This is a genomic window from Blastococcus sp. SYSU D00868 (assembly GCF_054050575.1).
In genome coordinates, this window is sequence record NZ_JBJGZO010000006.1 from 125,758 (window position 1) to 140,642 (window position 14,885).

General features: G+C 75.4%; 12 protein-coding genes. 8 read left to right on the top strand and 4 right to left on the bottom strand.

What is annotated here, in order from left to right:
- Positions 1-12: 12 nt before the first annotated feature.
- Positions 13-1,575, bottom strand: a complete 1,563-nt coding sequence (locus ACI79F_RS07635) for a hypothetical protein (protein WP_456544617.1) — start codon at positions 1,573-1,575, stop codon at positions 13-15.
- Between the two features lie 271 nt (positions 1,576-1,846).
- Here ACI79F_RS07635 and ACI79F_RS07640 point away from each other — a divergent pair, with 271 nt between their 5' ends.
- On the top strand, positions 1,847-2,689 hold the full coding sequence (locus ACI79F_RS07640) for an HNH endonuclease family protein (protein WP_456544616.1): 843 nt from the start codon (positions 1,847-1,849) through the stop codon (positions 2,687-2,689).
- Positions 2,690-2,941: 252 nt separating this feature from the next.
- Positions 2,942-3,787 carry a class I SAM-dependent methyltransferase gene (locus ACI79F_RS07645; RefSeq protein WP_456544615.1) on the top strand — a complete coding sequence of 282 codons (846 nt, stop codon included), beginning with the start codon at positions 2,942-2,944 and terminating at the stop codon, positions 3,785-3,787.
- Positions 3,788-3,794: 7 nt separating this feature from the next.
- On the opposite strand, the gene ACI79F_RS07650 is transcribed toward ACI79F_RS07645, so the two are convergent.
- Positions 3,795-6,188 carry a hypothetical protein gene (locus tag ACI79F_RS07650; protein ID WP_456544614.1) on the bottom strand — a complete coding sequence of 798 codons (2,394 nt, stop codon included), beginning with the start codon at positions 6,186-6,188 and terminating at the stop codon, positions 3,795-3,797.
- Positions 6,189-6,470: 282 nt separating this feature from the next.
- On the opposite strand from ACI79F_RS07650, the gene ahcY reads away from it, so the two are divergent.
- The 6 genes from ahcY to hpf all read left to right on the top strand — a co-directional run bounded on the left by ahcY (position 6,471) and on the right by hpf (position 13,829).
- On the top strand, positions 6,471-7,955 hold the full coding sequence (gene ahcY, locus ACI79F_RS07655; RefSeq protein WP_456544613.1) for an adenosylhomocysteinase: 1,485 nt from the start codon (positions 6,471-6,473) through the stop codon (positions 7,953-7,955).
- 78 nt (positions 7,956-8,033) lie between these two features.
- Positions 8,034-8,741 (top strand): MtrAB system response regulator MtrA, encoded by a 708-nt coding sequence (gene mtrA / locus ACI79F_RS07660; protein ID WP_456544612.1) that lies wholly within the window; start codon positions 8,034-8,036, stop codon positions 8,739-8,741.
- A gap of 22 nt (positions 8,742-8,763) precedes the next feature.
- Complete coding sequence (gene mtrB, locus ACI79F_RS07665; RefSeq protein ID WP_456544611.1) at positions 8,764-10,506, top strand: MtrAB system histidine kinase MtrB; 1,743 nt, start codon at positions 8,764-8,766, stop codon at positions 10,504-10,506.
- The gene (locus ACI79F_RS07670; protein ID WP_456544610.1) at positions 10,503-12,209 is read left to right on the top strand and encodes an LpqB family beta-propeller domain-containing protein; all 1,707 of its coding nucleotides are present in this window, start codon (positions 10,503-10,505) and stop codon (positions 12,207-12,209) included. The genes mtrB and ACI79F_RS07670 overlap by 4 nt, the downstream gene beginning before the upstream one ends.
- 63 nt (positions 12,210-12,272) lie before the next feature.
- Positions 12,273-13,091 (top strand): ComF family protein, encoded by an 819-nt coding sequence (locus tag ACI79F_RS07675; protein WP_456544609.1) that lies wholly within the window; start codon positions 12,273-12,275, stop codon positions 13,089-13,091.
- A gap of 39 nt (positions 13,092-13,130) precedes the next feature.
- Entirely contained in the window at positions 13,131-13,829 is a 699-nt protein-coding gene (gene hpf, locus ACI79F_RS07680; RefSeq protein WP_456544608.1) for a ribosome hibernation-promoting factor, HPF/YfiA family, read from the top strand.
- A gap of 51 nt (positions 13,830-13,880) precedes the next feature.
- Here the strand turns inward: hpf and ACI79F_RS07685 are convergent, their stop codons facing one another.
- The gene (locus ACI79F_RS07685) at positions 13,881-14,462 is read right to left on the bottom strand and encodes a GNAT family N-acetyltransferase (protein WP_456544607.1); all 582 of its coding nucleotides are present in this window, start codon (positions 14,460-14,462) and stop codon (positions 13,881-13,883) included.
- 10 nt (positions 14,463-14,472) lie between these two features.
- Positions 14,473-14,865 carry a pyridoxamine 5'-phosphate oxidase family protein gene (locus tag ACI79F_RS07690; protein WP_456544606.1) on the bottom strand — a complete coding sequence of 131 codons (393 nt, stop codon included), beginning with the start codon at positions 14,863-14,865 and terminating at the stop codon, positions 14,473-14,475.
- Positions 14,866-14,885 lie beyond the last annotated feature (20 nt).

Here is a 14,885-nt window from a genome sequence, read left to right on the forward strand (position 1 = left end):
GGGGCGGGCGGGTCAGTCGACGACCCGCTCCAGGTACATGGTCCCCGGGCCGCCGGGGCTCTCCGTGGTCCACGACGGCACGCCCTCCGGCGCCGGGCCGGTGACGAAGACGACGCGGTAGTCGACCTCTCGGGGGGTCTGCTCCCAGTCGAGGTGGACGAAGTTGACCTTGAGGACCAGCCGCGTCAGCGGGCCGGCCTCGTCGATCCGCTGCTGGATCAGGGGCAGCGTGCGGCCGGGGTCGGAGAACTGGTCGACCATCGAGCAGTCGCAGCCAAAGGCGGTGGCGCCGATCTCCGGGGGCGCGGCGACCGTGGCGTCGCCGACGATCTCCCCGATCTCCACCCCGACGGCGAGGTAGTCCAGCGGGTAGGCCCAGTTGCCGAAGACCACCGGGTGGGTCCAGGGCAGCGAGCGTCCGCCGAAGGACACGACGGCCAGCACCGCGACCGCCACGGCGGCCGCGCCGGCCAGGGCGTGCCCCAGCAGGACCGGGCCGCGGTCGCGCACCAGCCGCCGCAGGAACACCCCCGCGGACAGGACGGCGGTCAGTCCCAGCGCGACGGTCGAGGGCACGTAGTACCAGTGGTACGGCGGGACGTGCAGGTAGCAGTACGCCGCGAAGTGTGCGGCCCCGCCCACCCCCATCCCGGCCAGCGGCCACAGGTGCGCGGGCAGCCGGCGGGCCGCCGCGGCGGCGAGCATGACCACGGTCGCCAGGACGCCGAGCAGGGCGGGCACCACGGCGAGGGAGACGGCCAGGCCGGTGCCGTCGGCCGTCCACAGCTCCCACCAGCCGTTGGCGAAGGTGATGTCGCCGAAGGACCGCTGCAGCGTCTTGATGACGAAACTCGCGGGGATGGCCGAGCCCAGCGCGAACCAGCTGAAGACGAACCACGGCAGGGCCACCGCGACCGCCGTCAGCGGCGCGACCCACCACCGGCGGCGCAGCGCAGGAGTCAGCAGGTAGACGGCCGCGACGATCACCCCGACGTCCAGCCGGGCCAGCACGACCAGCCCCGCGAGGACGCCGAAGCCCACCCGGGAGCCGCGCACGGCCTGCGCGAGCAGCCCCGTGAGCAGCGAGGCGATGAGCAGGACCTCGAGGCCCAGCGACGAGTTGACGAACGGGTTGGCGAAGACCAGCACCACCACGGCCAGCGACCACGACGCCGCGATCCCGAGCCGCCGCGCGACCTGCGCCGTCCACACCGCCATCGCCGCCGACAGCAGCACGGTCACGATGCCCAGGGCGAGCACCGGCCGGACGTCGCCGGTCACCAGCTCCACCGCCTTGGTCGCCAGCGCCAGGACGATGATGTTCAGCGGTGACGTCGCGGTGTTCGACGTCTCGGTCGGGATCATCCCCCAGTGCAGGTCCCGGGCGAGGTTCCGCACGTAGTCGAGGCTGATGTAGGCGTCGTCGACGAGCCCCCGATGGGCGATCCAGATGACGACGGCGCCGATCAGCGCGCCCGGCAGCGCCCACCACAGGTCGGCGCCCGGCCGCCAGCCCCGGCGCCGTGCCGGCGGCGCGTCGGCGGGGGAGGCCTCGCGGGTCTCCACGGTCACCATCACGCGCTCCTCGTCTCGGGGACCGGGTGCTCCCGGCGGCGCGCCCGATGCACACCGCACCCCACGATCCCGACGTCCGCGCGCCCCGTCCACCGCCCGATGCGGTGGTCCGCGCCCGTCGTTCCGGCAACCCACCGTAGTCGGACCGCCGGAGGGCCGCCGGTCCTCCGGGCGTCCCGGGGACCGCCGCGGACGGGACGCCCGCGTGTCCGCCACGGTCCGCGGCCGTCCCCGGCCTAGCGTCGGGAGGTCCGATCCGCGAGGAGTTCCCGTGCCGCCGATCCCGCGCCGCTGGGCCGTCGCCGCCCTCGGCGTCCTGCTCGCCGCCGGTGGGGCGAGCGGCTGTGACCTGGGCACGGAGCCCGCCGCGCCCGCGCCGCCGCCGGCCTCCGCACTGGCCGCGCTCGACGGCCTGGAGGTCCGCGGCCGGGCGCCGACCACCGGCTACGAGCGCGACCGGTTCGGCTCCGGGTGGGTCGACACCGACCAGAACGGGTGTGACACCCGCAACGACGTCCTCGCCCGGGACCTCACCGGGGAGCGGTTCGAGTCGGGGACCCGGGGGTGCGTGGTCGTCGCCGGCACGCTGGCCGACCCCTACTCGGGCACCTCGATCGAGTTCCGCCGCGGCCAGGACACCAGCGACGACGTGCAGATCGACCACGTGGTCGCCCTCTCCGACGCGTGGCAGAAGGGCGCGCAGTCGTGGGACGCCGAGACCCGCACCGCCTTCGCCAACGACCCGCTCAACCTCCTCGCCGTCGACGGCTCGCTCAACCAGCAGAAGGGCGACGGCGACGCGGCCACCTGGCTGCCGCCCAACCGGGACTACCGGTGCACGTACGTCGCCCGCCAGGTCGCGGTCAAGCTGGCCTACGGGCTGTGGATGACCGCGGCGGAGCGGGACGCCGCCGCCGGCGTGCTCGCGACCTGTCCCGACGAGCCCCTCCCCGGCGGCCGGGGCGACGACACCGTGCCGGCCGACGAGGCGCCGACCACGTACGCCGACTGCGCCGCGGTCCGGGCCGCCGGGGCGGCGCCGCTGCGGCGCGGCGACCCCGGGTGGGACGACCGGTTCGACGGCGACGGCGACGGGGTGGGCTGCGAGGGCTGACTCCTCGCGGGCCGGCCCGCCCGCCGGCCCGCCCGCCGGTCGGCGCGGCCGGGCGGGCGGCTCCGGCGCGGCCGGGCGGCTCCGGAGGTCTGGCGCCGACGTCACGGAGGGTGAGATGGTCCACCCCCCGGCGCCGCCGACGGTGCCGGGACGGGACCCGGCCGCAAGGGCGGGGTCCCGGCCGCACACACGGGGAGCCGGCGGGGGTGCCCGCCGGCCGGGGGGACCGGAGCCGCCGAACGGGAGTGACACGTGGTCAGCACGGAGGACAGCACGGGGGGCAGCACGGAGGACCGCGGGCCGGAGCGGATCCCGCTGTGGCAGCGGTTGGTGCGCCCGGTCGCGCGCGCGGTCGTCTCCCGGATCGAGGCGCGGGTGGCCCACGTCGTCCGGACCGAGTCCGACCGCGTGATCCGCGAGGTGGTCAGCGAGGTCCTGGGCGCGGAGTTCCGGTCGCGGCGGGACATCCTCGCCGCCGGGGAGCGGGTGGCCGCGGCGGCCGCGTGCGAGTTCCAGATGCGCGAGATGCCCGACGCCCGGCCCTTCCACGACCCGCTCACCACCCTGCGCTACGGCCTGCAGATCGCGCCGGCCGAGGGCATGGCCCTGGAGTTCGGCGTCTTCACCGGCCGCTCGCTGCGGGTCATCGCCGAGTCCCGGCCCGGCAAGGAGGTCTACGGCTTCGACTCCTTCCAGGGGCTGCCGGAGGACTACCGGCCGCACGTCCGGCAGGGCACGTTCGCCGTCGACCGGACCCCGGACGTCCCCGGCGCCGAGTTCGTCGTCGGCTGGTTCGACGAGACGCTGCCCGGCTTCCTCGAGACCCACCCCGGGCCGGTGGCCTTCCTGCACGTGGACGGCGACCTCTACTCGTCGGCGAAGACGGTCCTGGACCTCGTCGGGCCGCGGCTGCGGGCCGGCTCGGTCGTCGTCTTCGACGAGTTCTTCAACTTCCCCGGCTGGGAGCAGCACGAGTTCCGGGCCTGGCAGGAGTGGCTGCAGGCCACCGGCGCGCAGGTGACGTACGAGGCCTACACCCAGGAGGACGAGCAGGTCGTCGCCCGGATCGTCGACCCGGGCTCGGCCGGCCGGTCCTGACCGGCGGCTACCGCGCCGGGGGCTGCGCCTCTGCCGGGGGTTGCGCCTCTGCCGGGGAGGGGCGCCGGGCCCGCCGCGCCGCGACCACCTGGGCCGCGCCCAGGCCGGCGAGCGTGGCGACGGCGAGCATGGCGAGCGGGACGAACCCGGGCGACCGGTAGCCGAGCACCAGCTCGCCGGACGCGCCGGCGGGCAGGTCGACGGCGACCAGCGTGTCCTCGTGCCGGACGACGTCGACCGGCCGGCCGTCCAGGGTCGCCGAGTAGCCGGGGAACCACAGCCGGGCGAAGACCACGCGCGCGGGCTCGTCGCCGGCCACCGTCACGTCGACACACTCGCGGGAGTGCTGCAGCGGGCACGCGCCCTCGGCGGTGACGCCCGGCGCCGCGTAGGACAGCAGCCCCGGCAGGCCGGCGGGCGCCCGGCGGTAGGCGGCGGTGTACTCGCCCTCGACGCGCTCCCAGCCGTCGCCGAGCCGCTCGCGCAGCGCGTCGTCCCGGGGCCCGAGGGGCGCGACCACCTGGTCGACCCGCAGCAGGTCCAGCCAGGTCAGCCCCGTGGCGGGGTCGACGGACGTGAAGGCCTCCACGCTGCTCGGGTCGGTGTTGCCCTGGTCGTCGAGCGGGACGTGCTCGAGCAGCCCGCGGTGGGCGAGCGGGCTGTAGCCGTTCACCGACCGGTCGCCGGCGTACAGGCCGGTCGAGGAGGGGTGGTACTCGGCGTAGTAGCCGTCGAGGACCTCCTGCGGCACGTCGGTGTCCTCGTCATCGGTGCCGTCCAGCACCTGCGGGTAGGTGCCGTACCAGAGCGTGTAGTCCTCCCGGCTCAGCGTCTCCATCTCCGCCACCCGGTTCGGGAAGCCCCACTCCGCGCCGCGGCCCAGCGGGTTGGTCCACACGGTGGCCAGCAGGACCAGCACGGTGCCGCCGACCGCGACCAGGCCCGCCGTGCGGTCGTGCCGGTCGGCGGCGGGCTCGGCCGGCCCCGCCCCCGCCGTCGGCCGTGCCCCCGGCCGGGCCGCCGCACGGACCGCCCGCGGCCCGGCCAGCGCGACGCCCAGGGCCACCACCACGGCGGTCAGCCCGGCGATGCGCACGAGACCGGCCGGGTCGGCCTGCCACGCGTGCACCGCGAGGACGGCGACCGTGCCGGCGTACAGGGCCACCCGCCGGCGGGTGACCACCCGGCGGCCGTGCGCCACGACCAGGGCGGCGGTCAGCAGCAGGAAGAACCCCGCGTACTGGAGGAACCGCGTGGGGAAGCGGAAGACCAGCAGCCGCTCGGGCCCCAGCGTGCCGAGGGCCGTGACGACCAGCAGCGCGACGGCGGCCCACAGCAGCGCCCGGACCTCCGGGCGCCGCGCGCTCGGGCCGAGCCGCCAGAAGAAGAGGACCGGGAGCAGGAACCAGGCGACGTAGTAGTGGGGGAGCGGCTGCAGCTCCAGCCCGTTGAAGAGGTCCAGCCAGCCGTGGTACGCGGGGTCGGCGGCGTGCACCAGGCCGTCGAGCGAGGCGACGTTCGCGTTCTGCTCGTTGCTGATCGACGAGCTGCGCGCCGCGAACTCGAAGGACACGAAGAGCGGGTACAGGCCGATCAGCGACGTGACGGCGCCCCCGGCGTACCAGGCCAGCATCCAGCCGGTGGAGGCGCGGGAGGCCCCGCCGACCAGCCGGGCCACCAGCACCACGACGACGGTGAGGCCCAGCAGGGGGACGGCGAGCGGCCAGCCGCTCTGATAGCAGAGGTACGTCGCTCCCAGCAGCACCCAGCCGTACCGCTGACGCCCGCTCAGGTGCAGCGCGACCAGGGCGGCGAACGCGAGGACGAACCAGGAGAACGAGGTGACCGCCTCGTACCAGCCCGCGCCCCAGTAGACCGTGTAGGTGCCGAAGCCGACCGAGACGGCGAACGCCACCGTCCACGCGGTCGTCAGACCCACCAGTCGCCCCAGCCACGCCGCCGCCGAGGTGAGCAGCACCAGGTGGGTGAGCAGCTGCAGGAACGACCCGAGCGCGAGGTCGTCCATGCGGGACACGAGCACGGCGAAGCCGAGGTCGACCGGGTTGAAGACGCCGTACTGGTTCTCGATCGCGTAGGCGCCGCTGTTCACCACGTGGGTGGACAGCCACGGCCACTCGCCCGACGTGAGGACCCGGCCGATGTCGACCATCTTCGCCAGCCCGTCGGCCTGGCGGTCGTCGATGAACGCGAACCGGTGGTTGCGCAGGAACAGCAGCGTGAACAGGCCGGCGACGACCGCCGAGGAGAGCAGCGCCGCGGGCCAGGTCCGCCCGGACGCCGACGGCGCCGTCGCGGGTGGGGGCGCCGCCTCGTCCGCCGGAGGAGGTGCGCTGGCTGCCGGGGCGTCGGCGTCGAGCGGCCGGCGGGTGGGAGTGCCCATGCGTCCTCTGCGATCGGGGGTCGGTCGGCGCCGCGTGCCCTCGGGCGTCACCGTGCGGTCGGGCGCCGGCCGGCGTCGCCGCCGGGAGCCGTGCCGCACGGCAAGCTACCGCCCGGCGGGCCGGCGGGCACGACCGCCGCGCTGTCCCGGGGCTCCGGCGCGGGGGCGGACGTCGCGTAGACTGCTCGGCGGCACGAGCCCCGCCGAGGCCTCGGCATGCTCGCTTCTCCCGAACCCCGGACCCGCCGCGACCGTCGCGGGGGGCCTGATCCCTGGAGCGACATGACTGCCTCCCCCGGCACCGCCGTCCTGTCCGCCGGTGACTTCAAGGTCGCCGACCTCTCCCTGGCCGGCTTCGGCCGCAAGGAGATCGCCCTCGCCGAGCACGAGATGCCCGGCCTGATGGCGCTGCGCGCCGAGTACGGCGACGCCCAGCCCCTCGCCGGCGCCCGCATCGCCGGCTCCCTGCACATGACCGTGCAGACCGCCGTCCTCATCGAGACGCTGACGGCGCTGGGCGCCGACGTCCGCTGGGTCAGCTGCAACATCTTCTCCACCCAGGACCACGCCGCCGCCGCGATCGTCGTCGGCGACGGCACCCCCGAGGCGCCCGCCGGCGTGCCCGTCTTCGCCTGGAAGGGCGAGACGCTCGAGGAGTACTGGTGGTGCACCCAGCGGCTGTTCGAGTTCCGCGACGAGACCGGCGCGGTGGTCGGCCCGAACATGCTGCTGGACGACGGCGGCGACGCGACCCTGCTGGTGCACCTGGGCACCCGGTTCGAGGCCGACGGCGCCGTCCCCGACACCACCGAGGCCGACTCCGAGGAGTACGGCGTCATCCTCGACGTCCTGCGCGGCACCCTCGCCGAGGACGGGCAGTACTGGACCCGTATCGGCCAGGGCATCAAGGGCGTCACCGAGGAGACCACCACCGGCGTCATGCGGCTCTACGAGCTCGCCCGCGACTCCCGGCTGCTCTTCCCGGCGATCAACGTCAACGACTCGGTCACCAAGAGCAAGTTCGACAACCTCTACGGCTGCCGGCACTCGCTGATCGACGGGATCAACCGCGCCACCGACGTGATGATCGGCGGCAAGGTCGCCGTCGTCTGCGGCTACGGCGACGTCGGCAAGGGCTGCGCGGAGTCGCTGCGCGGCCAGGGCGCCCGGGTGATCGTCACCGAGATCGACCCCATCTGCGCGCTGCAGGCCGCGATGCACGGCTACGAGGTGACCACCCTCGACGAGGTCATCGGCAAGGCCGACATCGTCATCACGGCCACCGGCAACAAGGACATCATCACCGCCGAGCAGCTCGCCCGGACCAAGCACCAGGCGATCATCGGCAACATCGGCCACTTCGACAACGAGATCGACATGGCCGGCCTCGCCCGCACCCCGGGCATCGAGAGGACCAACATCAAGCCGCAGGTCGACGAGTGGCGGTTCCCCGACGGCCACACGATCATCGTGCTCTCCGAGGGCCGGCTGCTGAACCTCGGCAACGCCACCGGTCACCCCAGCTTCGTCATGAGCGCCTCGTTCTCCAACCAGGTGCTCGCCCAGATCGAGCTGTGGAACAACCGGGCCGCCTACGAGGGCCGGACCCCCGGCGTCACCGTGCTGCCGAAGAAGCTCGACGAGCACGTGGCGCGGCTGCACCTCGACGCGCTCGGGGTCAAGCTGACCGAGCTCTCCAAGGTGCAGGCCGACTACATCGGCGTCCCCGTCGAGGGCCCGTTCAAGTCGGACCACTACCGCTACTGAGGCACGTGGGACACCCGTCCGGTCATCCGACCGGGCGGGTGTGCCCGTCTCGGGGGTCCGACAGCGCAGAATGGGGGCGTGGCATCCACCGCACCCTCGAACGGGCCCAGCCGCGGCCGCGTCCTGGTCGTCGACGACGACGCCGCACTCGCCGAGATGCTCGGCATCGTCCTGCGGCGTGAGGGCTACGAGCCCGCGTTCGTCTCGGACGGCAACCGGGCGGTGGGCGTCTTCCAGCAGACCCGCCCGGACATCGTGCTGCTGGACCTGATGCTGCCCGGCCGCAACGGGCTGCAGATCTGCCAGGACATCCGCACCCAGTCCAGCGTCCCCATCGTGATGCTGACCGCCAAGGGCGACACGATCGACGTCGTGCAGGGCCTGGAGGCCGGCGCCGACGACTACGTGACCAAGCCGTTCAAGCCGGTGGAGCTGGTCGCCCGGGTCCGCGCGCAGCTGCGCCGCGGGGAGACCGGGCAGGCGGAGAACCTGAGCATCGGCGACATCGCCATCGACGTGCCGGCTCACCAGGTGACCCGCGACGGCGTGCCGATCGCGCTCACCCCGCTCGAGTTCGACCTGCTGGTCGCCCTGGCCCGCAAGCCCCGCCAGGTGTTCACCCGCGAGCTGCTGCTCGAGCAGGTGTGGGGGTACCGGCACGCCGCCGACACCCGGCTGGTCAACGTCCACGTGCAGCGGCTGCGGGCGAAGATCGAGCGGGACCCGGAGCGGCCCGAGATCGTGCTGACCGTGCGCGGGGTGGGCTACAAGGCCGGCCCCCCGTGAGTCGCGGTCCGAACGGCGCTCGATGACCGCTCGGCCCGTGCCCGCGGAGGCGCCGGTCGTCGCCGCGTCCGCGCCCGCCACGTCGGCTCCCGCCGCGCCGGACCCGGCCCCCGGCCCGCCGCGGGGGGGCGGTCCCGACCGCGTCGCGCGGCTGCGTCGCCGGGCCCAGCTCCGTGCCGCCCGCGCGCGTCGCGCGTCGCGCCGGCTGGCGGCCTCCGTCGCCCACGCGTGGCGCTCGTCGCTGCACGTGCGGATCGGCGCGATCACCATGGTCGTGGCCGGCACCGTCGTGGTGATCGTCAGCCTCGTGCTGTTCAGCCAGATCCGCGACCAGCTGCTGTCGGTGAAGCGCGACGCCGCCATCGACCAGGCGCAGGCCGGCGTGGTCTACGCCCGCGACGAGGTCGCCGGGATCGCCACCGGCGACGCCGCCAGCCTGCGGTCCACCCTCGACCGCACCGTCCAGGGGCTCAAGAGCCGGGCGGGCTCGGCCGGCGACTTCGACGTCGTCATGGTCCACCGCAGCGGCGACCGCGAGCTGCCCGCCGGCCGCCGCGACGTCTTCGCGGCGCTGCCCAGCCAGCTGCGCGCCGGGGTGGACTCCGGCGGCCAGTTCTCCCAGTACGCGCTCGTGCCCGACGCCTTCGACCAGCCCCAGCCGACGCTGCTCATCGGCGCCCCGGTCACCGTGGACGCCGCCGGCGACGAGCGGATCGAGCTGTACTACGCCTTCCCCCTCGACCAGGAGGAGGAGAGCCTGTCGCGGATCCGCAGCACCGTCGTGATCAGCGGGGTCGCGCTCACCCTCTTCGTCGTCGGCATCGGGGTGCTGGTGACCCGGCTGGTGGTCGACCCGGTGCGGCGGGCCGCGGGCACCGCCCAGCGGCTGGCCGAGGGGCAGCTCGAGGAGCGGATGGCCGTGCGCGGGGAGGACGACCTCGCCCGCCTGGCCACCAGCTTCAACGCGATGGCCGACAGCCTGCAGCGGCAGATCACCCAGCTCGAGGGCCTGTCCCAGCTGCAGCAGCGGTTCACCTCCGACGTCAGCCACGAGCTGCGCACCCCGCTGACCACCGTGCAGATGGCCGCCGAGGTGCTGCACGAGTCCCGCGGGGACTTCCCGCCGCACGTGGCCCGGTCGGCCGAGCTGCTCCACGCCGAGCTCGACCGGTTCGAGTCCCTGCTCACCGACCTGCTGGAGATCAGCCGGTACGACGCCGGCGTCGCGGTGCTGGACTGGGAGCCCACCGACGTCGGTGCGCTCATCCAGCGGGTGGTGGGCGACATGTCGGCGCTGGCCCGCATGCACGACTGCGAGCTGCGGGTCAGTGGCCCCACCCAGACGGTCATCGCCGAGGTGGACGCGCGGCGGGTGCAGCGCATCCTGCGCAACCTGATCGGCAACGCCGTCGAGCACGGCGCCGGCCGGCCGGTGGAGATCACCTGGGCGGCCAACCGGGTCGCGGTGGCGCTCACGGTCCGCGACCTCGGGGTGGGGCTGAGCCCGGCGGAGGCCCAGCACGTGTTCGACCGCTTCTGGCGGGCCGACCCCTCGCGGGTGCGCACCGTCGGGGGCAGCGGGCTGGGCCTGTCGATCAGCCTGGAGGACGCCCGCCTGCACGGCGGCTGGCTGCAGGTCTGGGGCTCGCCCGGACTGGGCGCGCAGTTCCGGCTGACGCTGCCGCTGACCGCGGGCACCGAGCTGAGCAGCTCCCCGCTGCCGCTGCGGCCGGCGATCGTGCGCCGTCCGGGGAGCCCGTCGTGACCGGCCGCGCCCTCCGGCTGCTCGGGGCGCTGGTCGCCGTCGCGCTGGCCGGCTGCTCGACGGTGCCCTCGAGCTCGCCGACGGTGCAGATCACCCAGGAGCCGGCCCGCACCGCCGAGGCCGTCGGCATCGAGCCACTGGAGCCGGAGGAGGGCGCGACGCCGGAGGAGATCGTCCGCGGCTTCATCGACGCCGCGGCGAGCACCGCCCGCAACCACCCGGTGGCCCGGCAGTACCTGACCCCCGAGGCCGCCGAGGCGTGGTCGGACGAGGGCACCATCACCGTGCTCGCCGCCGACTACGCGACCGTGACGGCCAGCCCCGGCACGGTCACCGTCACCGCCGACCAGGTCGGCAGCGTCGACCCGCGCGGGGTGTTCAGCATCGGCGTGCAGGACTACACCCGGCAGTTCACGCTCGCCGAGGTCGACGGCGAGTGGCGGATCACCGACCCGCCGGACGACGGGCTGCTCATGCTGCAGCCGGACTTCGAGCGCATCTACGACCAGCGGGCGGTCTACTTCGTGGACCCGACCCTGCAGCGCGTCGTGCCCGACCCGCGCTACCTCATCCAGGGCGACGCCCAGCCCACCGCGCTGGTCGAGCGGCTGCTCGCCGGGCCGTCCCCGGCGCTGGCCGCCGGGGTGCGCAACCTGCTGAGCGGGGCCACGCTCGTCCGCTCGGTGTCCGTGGCCGGCCAGTCGGTCACCGTCGACCTCTCCGGGATCGCCGACCTCACCGCGCCGCAGCTGTCGGTGCTGTGCGCGCAGCTGGTCTGGACCCTGCAGCAGCTGCCCGGGTCGCCGTCGGTCCAGCTGCTGGTGGACGGCGAGCCGCTGCGGCTGGACGGCCTCCCCGAGCAGCAGACGGTGGAGGACTGGTCCGGCTTCGACCCGGAGAAGGCGCCCGTCGGGGCGGTGGGGCACTTCCTGGCCGACGGCGCGCTGCGGCTGGTCGACGGCTCGCCCGCGCCGGGGCCCGCCGGGGAGGGCGCCTACGGCCTGCAGAGCGCGGCGGTCTCCACCGACACGCGCACGGGGGAGCGGTCGTCGATGGTCGGGGTCACCGTCCGCGACGGGCGGGCGGTGCTGCTGCGGGGGTCCTACGGGGGCGACCTCGAGGAGGTGCTGGCCGGCGAGGCGCTGACCGTGCCCACCGTCGCGGCCACCCGCAACGAGTTCTGGACCGTCCGGGACTACACCGACGTCGTCCGCGTCCCCGCCGAGGGCGCGCCGCAGCCGGTCGACGCGACCAGCCTGGCGGCGCTGGGCCGCGCGTCGCTGCTGCAGCTGTCCCCGGACGGCGTCCGCGCGGCCGTGATCGTGAACGGCAACCAGCTGTACGTCGGCACCGTCGTCCGCGCCGAGGACTCGCCGGTGACCCTGCGGGACCTGCGCCCGATCGCGCCGTCGCTGGTCGGCGTGACCGACGTCGCCTGGGCCGCCGCCGACCGCCTCCTGGTCCTCGCCTCGGGCGGGACGGAGGACGGCGCCCCGTACTCGCTGGGCGTCGACGGGTGGGGGCTGACCCCCGTGGCGACCGCCGGGCTGCCCGGCCAGCCGACCACGATCGCCGCCGCGCCCGAGCAGCAGCCGCTGATCAGCGCCCGCGGCGAGATGTGGCAGCTGTCCGGCGGCACCTGGGTGACCCTGCAGCGCGGCCAGCCGCCGGTGCGCGGCAGCGAGCCGTTCTTCCCCGCCTGACGGGGCCGTCCACAGCCTGCCGACCGGCCTGGGCGGGGGCCGCCCGTCCGTGCAGGGTGGGGCGTGCGCGCCGTCCGGGAGCTGCTCCGCGCGGCGCCCGGCGCGCTCGCGGACCTCGTGCTGCCGCGGACCTGCGCGGGCTGCGGCGTGCCCGGGGCGGTGCTGTGCCGGTCCTGCGCCGCGGCGTTCGCCGTCCCGCACCTGGCGCAGCCACGGCGGTTCCCGGCCGGCTTCCCGCCCACCGTCGCGGCCGCCGTCTACGCCGGGCCGGTGCGCCCGGCGGTCAACGCGTTCAAGGAGCACGGCCGGGCGGAGCTGGCCCGGCCGCTGGGGGCGGCGCTGGCCCTGGCGGTGGCGGCGGTGCGGGCGGGGGTGCCCGCCGCGGGCCCGGACACCCCGGTGGCCCTGGTGCCGCTGCCGGCGTCCCGGGCGGCGCTGCGCGCCCGCGGCCGCGACCACGTCGCCGAGCTGACCCGCGCCGCCGTCGCCGAGCTTCGGGCCGCGGGGGTGCCCGCGACGGGCGCGCGGCTGCTGCGCCGCACCGGGCGGGTCGCCGACTCGGCCGGGCTGTCGGCCGCGCAGCGGCGCGCGAACCTGGCCGGCACGCTCGCTCTCCGGCCCGGGGCCACCGTCCGCCCGGGGACGCTTGTTGTCCTGGTGGACGACGTGGTGACCAGCGGGGCGACGCTGACCGAGGCGGCGGCCCCGCTGGCCGGGACACGCCGTCCCGACACGCCGGTGCTCGCCGCGGTGGTGGCGGCGACCCCGCGGCGGCCGCCGGCCGGCGGTTCGCAGGCCCACCTGCGCGGACCGTGCGGTCCCGGTGAGACGCCCCCACGGAGGGCCCTCGGTCGACTGTCGGGACACCTGGGGGACGACTAGCGTTCAACCGGACACATCCCCGTACACCCGGGAGGTCTCATGGAGATCGTTGTCCGCGGCCGGAACGTCGAAGTGCCGGAGCACTACCGCCAGCACGTCGAGGACAAGGTCGGCTCCCTCGATCGCTTCGACGGCAAGCTGAAGATGCTCCGGATGGACGTCGAGCTGTTCCACGAGAAGAACCCACGCCAGTCCGCGAACTGCCAGCGCGTGGAGATCACCCTGCGGGGGAAGGGCCCCGTCGTCCGGGCCGAGGCCGCCGGCCCCGACTTCTACGCGGCGCTCGACCTCGCCTGCACCAAGCTCGAGAACCGGCTGCGCCGGGCGGCCGACCGCCGCCGGGTGCACCACGGCCGGCGCACCCCGGCCAGCGTGCGGATCGCCGGCAACACCGCCGAACCGCTCGCCGCGACGGGCGGACCGTCGCAGACCGCCGACCTGGAGACCCAGTTCGACGGCGAACCCCTCGTCACCGACCTCGACGAGCACCTCCCCGGACGGGTCGTCCGGGAGAAGCACCACCCGGCGACGCCGATGACCGTCGACCAGGCCCTCCACGAGATGGAGCTGGTCGGCCACGACTTCTTCCTCTTCCAGTGCGCCGACACCGGCCGGCCGACGGTCGTGTACCGCCGGCACGCCTTCGACTACGGCCTCATCCGCCTGGTCGACGCCCCGCTCGACGGGGCGGCGTCCCGGGTCAGCGCCCCCGCCGAGCCAGCGGCGGTCTCCCTCTGAGGTGACTGCTGGACCGCCCGGCGACGTGACCCGTCGCCGGGCGGTCCCGCGTCAGTCCCCGGGCAGCCGGCCGAAGAGCACGGCGTCGGACCGCCCGCCCGAGCGGTCCTCCAGGCAGGACCGCACCACGCCCTCCCGCCGGAACCCGGCCCGCTCGGCCGTCCGCTGCGAGGACGTGTTGCCGACGTCGGCGACCAGGTGCACCCGCGGCGCGCCCAGCCTCAGGGCCCACTCGGCCAGCGCGTGCGCCGCCTCGGCGGCGTACCCGCGGCCGCGCGCCGGCGCGGTGATCCAGTAGCCGATCTCGGGGCCGAGCCGCCCGCCGCGGAAGTGCACGCCCGCGGAGCCGACCAGGACGCCGTCGGCCTCCACCACGACCGGCATCCCGCGGCCCCCGGCGCGCTCGGCCGGCGCCACCTCGGCCACCCAGGTCCGTGCCTGGTCGTGCGTGTAGGGCAGCGCGATCGCGGTGATCCAGCGCTGGATCCCCGGGTCCTGGCACGCGGTGAAGACGGCGTCGGCGTCGTCGGGCCGGTGCGGGCGCAGGACGAGCCGCTCGGTCCGCACCACCTCGGTGGTCAGGTCGATGCCGGACAGGTCCATGCCGGACAGGTCGATGCCCTCGGGGATCACCCGGCCATGTCTAGGCGTTCCCGAGCACCCGGTCGACCGAGATCTCGATGACCACCCGCGCCGGGTTCTCCCGCGGCTGCCGGTAGCGGCGGGCGTAGCGCTCCACGGCGTCGGCCACGGACCCGGCGTCGTCGCGCACCACCGCGGTCCCCTCGAGGGTCAGCCACCGGCGGCCGTCCACCTGGCACACCGCCACCCGGTCCTGCCCGGCGCGGACGTGCCGGGCCTTCGCGGAGGTGCCCGAGGTGATCACGCGGGCGGTGGCCGTCTCCGGGTCGAAGGTCACCCCCACGGGGACGACGTGCGGGGTGCCGTCGCCGCGCAGGGTGGTCAGCGTCGCCAGGTGCCGCTCGGTGAGGAAGGTGAGCGTGCCGGGGCCCAGGGTGCGCGGGTCGGATGCCACCGGCGGAGGGTATGCGCGCA